At 57.7% G+C, this 6,182-nt stretch carries 4 protein-coding genes; 1 reads left to right on the forward strand and 3 read right to left on the reverse strand.

Translation table 11 applies throughout. The features are described 5' to 3' along the window. Positions 1-6: 6 nt before the first annotated feature. The 3 genes from EV294_RS22250 to pruA form a co-directional block, all read right to left on the reverse strand. Positions 7-1,695, reverse strand: coding sequence for a glycerol-3-phosphate dehydrogenase/oxidase (locus tag EV294_RS22250; protein ID WP_207918176.1), 1,689 nt, complete (start codon positions 1,693-1,695; stop codon positions 7-9). Positions 1,696-1,803: 108 nt separating this feature from the next. Continuing rightward, positions 1,804-3,300: a glycerol kinase GlpK gene (gene glpK, locus EV294_RS22255; protein WP_132310816.1), complete on the reverse strand. Its 1,497-nt coding sequence runs from the start codon at positions 3,298-3,300 to the stop codon at positions 1,804-1,806. 113 nt (positions 3,301-3,413) lie between these two features. After that, the gene (gene pruA, locus EV294_RS22260) at positions 3,414-4,961 is read right to left on the reverse strand and encodes an L-glutamate gamma-semialdehyde dehydrogenase (RefSeq protein WP_132310818.1); all 1,548 of its coding nucleotides are present in this window, start codon (positions 4,959-4,961) and stop codon (positions 3,414-3,416) included. A gap of 138 nt (positions 4,962-5,099) precedes the next feature. Between pruA and EV294_RS22265 the strand changes: the two genes are divergently transcribed. Further along, positions 5,100-6,017, forward strand: coding sequence for a proline dehydrogenase family protein (locus EV294_RS22265; RefSeq protein WP_132310820.1), 918 nt, complete (start codon positions 5,100-5,102; stop codon positions 6,015-6,017). Positions 6,018-6,182: the final 165 nt, after the last annotated feature.

Genomic DNA, 6,182 nt, shown 5'->3' on the forward strand with positions numbered 1-6,182 from the left:
TCCTCCCTACTCCGAGGGAGTCACCGCCAGCTGGAGCTCGCGCTCCAGCTCCTCCGCGTAAGCGTTGCTTATACCGGCTGACCAGCCGAACAGCTCCGCCATATAACGGTGCACGCCGTCCTTCCAGCGGATAACCCGGCTTCGGTCGAACAGGAGGCTGCCGCTGCGGCGAATCCAGAAATCAACCGGCTTGCAGGCCATTTCGTAGCGAATCGCATAGAGCAGCTCAAGCAGAAGCGTAACGGGAAGCTTCCGGCGGATCGCTTCCTCCTGCGCTTCGGGCATAAGGCCGAGCACGGTATCGATATTGGAGCCGAACCGGCGGACAAGCCGTTCCGCATCCGGGCCGGCAAGCCCCGCCTTGGCGGCAGCCGCCTTCTTCTCCGCTACAAATCGCTCATACCCCTCCGAACCGCCAACATCGCCGCCCGAGATCGCGAGCGTCTTCGTCCGGCTCTCGCCTATACCGCTCCGCCCGGCTTTAACGAGCTGCTCTGCCGCCTGATCCATAACGGTCTCGGCCATTTTCCGGTAGCCGGTGAGCTTGCCGCCCGCCATGGAGAGAAGGCCCGAAGACGACACCAGCACCTCGTCGCGCCGCGAAATCTCGGAAGGATTTTTCCCTTCCTGATGAATCAGCGGCCTTACGCCCGCCCAGCTGGACTCCACATCCTCGGCTTCAAGCCCAAGCGTAGGGAACATATCGTTAGCCGCCTTCAAAATATATTGCCGGTCTGCAGCCGTCATCCGCGGATGGGCAAGATTCTCCTTGTAGTCGGTATCGGTGGTGCCGATGTACGTTTTTCCGTCGCGGGGAATCGCAAACAGCATCCGGCCGTCCTCCGAGTCGAAGTAAATCGCCTGACCAAGCGGGAACCGCTTCTGGTCGAACACGAGATGAACGCCTTTTGTATGATGGAGCGTCTTGCCTCTCTTGGATCCGTCCTTCTCCCGTATCGTGTCTACCCAAGGGCCGGCGGCATTGATCGTAACCTTCGCCTTCACTTGTCCCGTTTTGCCCGTCAGTTGATCCCTCAGCTCCGCTCCGGCGACCCGCTCGTTCTCGTACAGCAGCGATTCGGCCTTCACATAAGAAATCGCGTTTACCCCTAGCTCGACTGCCTTCTTCATCACTTCTATCGTTAATCTGGCATCGTCGGTCCGGTACTCGACATAATAGCCTCCGCCCTTCAGGCCCTGCCGCTTCAGAAGCGGCTCCCGCGTGACCGTCTCGTCCGTTCCAAGCATTTTCCGACGCTCGGCGCGTTTGACCCCGGCCAGAAAATCATACAATCGAAGTCCCAGCGAAGTACTGAACATTCCGAAGGTACCGCCTTTATAAATCGGGAGCAGCATCCATTCCGGCGTGGTCACATGCGGCCCGTTCTCGTACACAATCGCGCGTTCCTTGCCAACCTCGGCTACAACTCCGATCTCAAGCTGCTTCAAGTAACGCAGACCGCCATGCACCAGCTTGGTCGAACGGCTTGACGTTCCCGCGGCAAAATCCTGCATCTCCACCAGCGCCGTCTTTAAGCCCCGCGTAACCGCGTCCAGCGCAATCCCCGCACCTGTAATCCCTCCGCCGATAATCAGCAGATCATAGACCTCCGCCTGCAGTTTCCCGAACTGCTCCTCTCTCTTTAGAGCGTTAAATAAAGCCGGTTCTCCCCCATGCCCGTTCCCGCTTGCCATTACGAACAGCTCCTATCGCAAATTCTTTATTGATGCGTAAAAAAGAAAACCGCGAACATTCCTCCATTATGCTATTACGCATCCTGAAGAACTGCCACGGTCTTCTCCCTATCGAAAAGCCATTGCCGCCTTTACCGCCTTCTGCCATCCGGCATAAAGCCGATCCGCCTGCTCCTTCGCCATCGCCGGCTCAAAAACAAGGTCCAGCCGCCGCTGCTCCAAAATCTCCCCGCGGCCCTGCCAATAGCCAACCGCAAGCCCCGCCAAATAAGCGGCGCCAAGTGCCGTTGTCTCGCTGATCACCGGCCGTTCAACCGGCACGCCAAGCAGATCGCTCTGGAACTGAATGAGCAGATTATTGCGGATCGCGCCGCCGTCCACGCAAAGCGTTTGCAGCGGAATGCCCGCCGACTGCTCCATCGCGTCCAGCACATCCTTCGTCTGATACGCAATGGACTCGAGCGTTGCCCGGACAAAATGCTCGCGCCGCGTTCCGCGCGTCATGCCGAATACGGCGCCGCGGACCTCGCTGTCCCAGTATGGCGTCCCTAGTCCGACAAAGGCCGGAACGACGTAAACGCCTTCCGTCGAATCGACGGAAGAGGCCAGCTTTTCGCTCTCCTCCGAGGTGTCGATCAATTCCATGCCGTCTCGAAGCCACTGTACCGCCGAACCGGCTACAAAAACGCTGCCTTCAAGCGCGTATTCCACCTGCCCGTCAACCCCCCAGGCAATGGTCGTGAGCAGGCCATGCTCCGAACGGATCGGCTCCATGCCGGTGTTCATCAGCATAAAGCAGCCGGTGCCGTACGTGTTTTTCGCTTCCCCTCTCTCAAAGCAGCCATGCCCGAACAGAGCCGCCTGCTGGTCTCCCGCAGCGCCTGCGATTGCAATAGGCCCGCCGAACAAAGCCGCCTCCGTTGTGCCGTACACCTCGGAAGACGAGCGCACCTCCGGCAGCATGGAAGCCGGAATGTCCAGCCATTCGAGCAGGTCGGCATCCCACTTCAGCTCATGGATGTTGTACAGCAGCGTCCGCGACGCATTCGAATAGTCCGTCACGTGAACCGCTCCGCCGGTCAGCTTCCAGATCAGCCAGCTGTCCACGGTGCCGAATAACAGCTCGCCGGCCGCGGCTTTGTCACGCGCTCCCTCTACCTCGTCGAGTACCCATTTCGCCTTTGTTCCGGAGAAATACGGGTCGATCAAGAGCCCGGTTTTCTCCCGGATCGGCCTCTCATGGCCAGCTTCCTTCAGCGTTTCGCAAATGCCAGACGTCTGGCGCGATTGCCAGACGACGGCGTTATAGACGGGCTTTCCCGTCGTTTTGTCCCAGATGATCGTCGTCTCCCGCTGGTTCGAGATGCCGATCGCGGCGATGCGCTCCGCCTTCAGGCCTTCCTTCTCAAGCAGCTCGCGTATCACCTTCAGCGAGGTTTCCCACAGCTGCCCGGCGTCCTGCTCTACCCAGCCCGGATGCGGGAACGCGCAGTCCACCGCCGTCTGGGCAACCGCGCGCGGGTTTCCCGCTTTATCGAATAAAATCGCACGTGTGCTCGTTGTTCCTTGGTCCAGCGCGATGATATAGGTTTCCTGCTGCGTCATGATCATCGATCCCCTTTTTCCATAAATCCTGCATCTCCCAAGTACCCGCTTCCACTATTGTATTCTATTCGAGGCGCTGAGCCAAACTCCCTTTGCCGGACGCTTGCATTCCCCTAAAATCTCTCCGATACGATCTTCGCCTGCGTAAACAGGAGCAGATAATCGCGGCCTCCCGCCTTCGAATCCGTACCCGACATATGAAATCCGCCAAACGGATGAGCGCCAACGAGCGCCCCCGTGCATTTGCGGTTCAAATACAAATTGCCTGCCATAAACTCGCGCCTAGCTTGCTCCAGATGCGCCCGGTTTCTCGAAATAACGGCTCCCGTCAAGCCAAATTCCGTATTGTTCGCCATTTGAAGGGCCTCGTCGAAGGATTTCGCTCTCGTAAAAGCAAGCACGGGGCCAAAAATCTCCTCCAGCGATATGCGGGCATTCGCTTCTACATCCGCAAAGATCGTAGGCTCGATAAAATACCCCACTGAATCGTCGGATGCTCCGCCGGCGACCAGCCTGCCTTCTCCCTTGCCGATCTCGATATATTCCTGGATTTTGCGGAATGCCTTGTCGTCGATAACGGCTCCAACATTCGTGGCGGCATCCGCGGGATCGCCTACCGTAAGCCGATTGGTCCGGTCCAGTACCTTCGCTAGCACCTCGTCGTACACCGCTTCGTGGACGATCGCTCTCGAGCAGGCGGAGCATTTTTGCCCGGAAAAGCCAAAGGCCGATGCGACAATCGAATCGGCAGCCAGATCGAGATCCGCTTCCGCGTCCACGATGATCGCGTCTTTCCCTCCCATTTCGGCAATGACGCGCTTGATCCATTTTTGCCCCGGCTGCGTCTTCGCCGCCCGTTCGTTAATTCGAAGTCCAACCTCGCGGGAGCCGGTAAAGCTGACGAATCTCGTCAGCGGATGATCCACCAGATAATCGCCAACCTCGCTTCCCGGTCCCGGCAAGTAGTTGACTACACCAGCGGGAACGCCTGCCTCTTCAAGCAGCTCGAAGAACTGCGCCGCAATAACCGACGTTGGGCTGGCCGGCTTCAGGACAACCGTGTTGCCGCATACGAGAGCGGCCGTAGTCATGCCCGCCATGATGGCGAGAGGGAAATTCCAAGGCGGAATGACAATACCGACGCCAAGCGGAATATAATAAAGTTGATTCTCCTCATCGTCAAGAGGAGTCAGAGGCTGCGGCTTGCTTATACGTTGCAGCTCGCGCGCGTAAAATTCCATAAAATCTATCGCTTCCGCCGTATCCGCATCGGCCTCGGCGCGTGTTTTGCCCGCTTCAAGGGTCATCCATGCGGAGAACTCATGCTTGCGCCGCCGCAGCAATGCCGCCGCTTTATATAAATACCTGGCCCGCTCGCCTGGCTCGGTATACCTCCAGCTGTCGAAGGTGCGAGCCGCTGTCTGAATGGCCTCTTCCGCAAGACTGGCGTCCGCTTGGGACACTACGCCAATCACCTGATTTTTGGAGGCCGGATTCGTGGACGGCGATGTCCGCGTTGTCGTAATCCGGCGGCCTCCGATCACAAGCGGATACTCCCGGCCCAGCTTGGATCTGACCAGCTCAAGCGCCGCATCGTACGCCTTATTATTTGCTTCCAGCCGAAAATTCGTAAAAGGTTCATTCTTGAATGCTGCCCTCATACCCGCATCCCCCTTCGATACATGCTCACTATTCCATTTATAGTTCATCCGGCAGAACGTTATGTGTCTTAACTGGAAGTCTGGCATGCAAGGATCCATGACGGACTTCCCGGTAACCTACGAAAGGAGCGATAGACAATGGGTGCTGGCCTTTACCGCCGAACGCTGCTAGGCATCACCGGCAACAAGCTTGTGGAGCATCTGTCCATCCGCTACGGCCGCAAGCTCGCTTCCAAATTCATCGCCGGCGACACTCTGGAAGAAGCGATGGATCGAACGGAGGAGCTCAACAGTCAGGGTATCATGGTGACGCTGGACCATCTCGGAGAAGGGATCAAGGACTTGAAGGAGGCCGAGGGCTACAGGGATGAGTATTTAAAAATCGTCCGCGAGATCGCAAGGCGCAAAGTAAACGCCAACGTCTCGCTCAAACCGACCCAATTCGGACTCGCGCTGGATAAGGAGCAATGTCACGCCAATATCCGGGCGGTGGTGTCGGAGGCGAAGTACAACCGGATTTTTGTCCGGCTCGATATGGAGGATACGCCCTACACGCAGGCCACCATCGATCTCGTGCGGAAGCTGCATGCCGGCTGGATGACCAATGTCGGCACCGTCATTCAGGCGTATTTGCACCGGTCCGAGGAGGATGTGAAGGCGCTTAGCAAGGAAAAGGTTAACCTGCGGCTGGTGAAGGGTGCTTATAAAGAGCCCCCGGAAGTGGCGTACCAGAATGCGGGGCAAGTGCTCGACAACTTCAAGAAGCTCATCGAGCACCGCCTGAAGAACGGAGTATACACGGCCGTTGCCTCGCATGACGATAAGATCATCAACTTCACCAAGGCTTTCGCCGAGGCGAATCATATTCCAAAGGAAGCCTTCGAGTTCCAGATGCTCTACGGCCTTCGCATGGGCAAACAAGCCGAGCTTGCCCAGGAAGGCTACCGCGTCCGCTGCTACGTGCCTTACGGCACGATGTGGTACCCTTACTACACCCGCCGTTTGGCCGAGAAGCCGGCAAACCTGGTGTTGGTTTTGAGGAATATGTTTAAGTAACCGCAAAGCCCGGTGAAGGTTTGTACACTGGGCTTTGTCGGGTAACCGCAAAGCCCGGTGAAGGTTTGCACACTGGGCTTTGTCGGGTAACCGCAAAGCCCGGTGAAGGTTTGCACACTGGGCTTTGTCGGGTAACCGCAAAGCCCGGTGAAGGTTTGCACACTG

It is taken from the genome of Paenibacillus sp. BK033 (assembly GCF_004345425.1).
Lineage (GTDB): Bacteria > Bacillota > Bacilli > Paenibacillales > Paenibacillaceae > Pristimantibacillus.

Bases quoted from the DNA above. Each gene is read 5' to 3' on its own strand.
- pruA (WP_132310818.1), bottom strand. From the start codon at position 4,961: ATGAGGGCAGCATTCAAGAATGAACCTTTTACGAATTTTCGGCTGGAA.
- EV294_RS22265 (WP_132310820.1), top strand. From the start codon at position 5,100: ATGGGTGCTGGCCTTTACCGCCGAACGCTGCTAGGCATCACCGGCAAC.
- glpK (WP_132310816.1), bottom strand. From the start codon at position 3,300: ATGACGCAGCAGGAAACCTATATCATCGCGCTGGACCAAGGAACAACG.
- EV294_RS22250 (WP_207918176.1), bottom strand. From the start codon at position 1,695: ATGGCAAGCGGGAACGGGCATGGGGGAGAACCGGCTTTATTTAACGCT.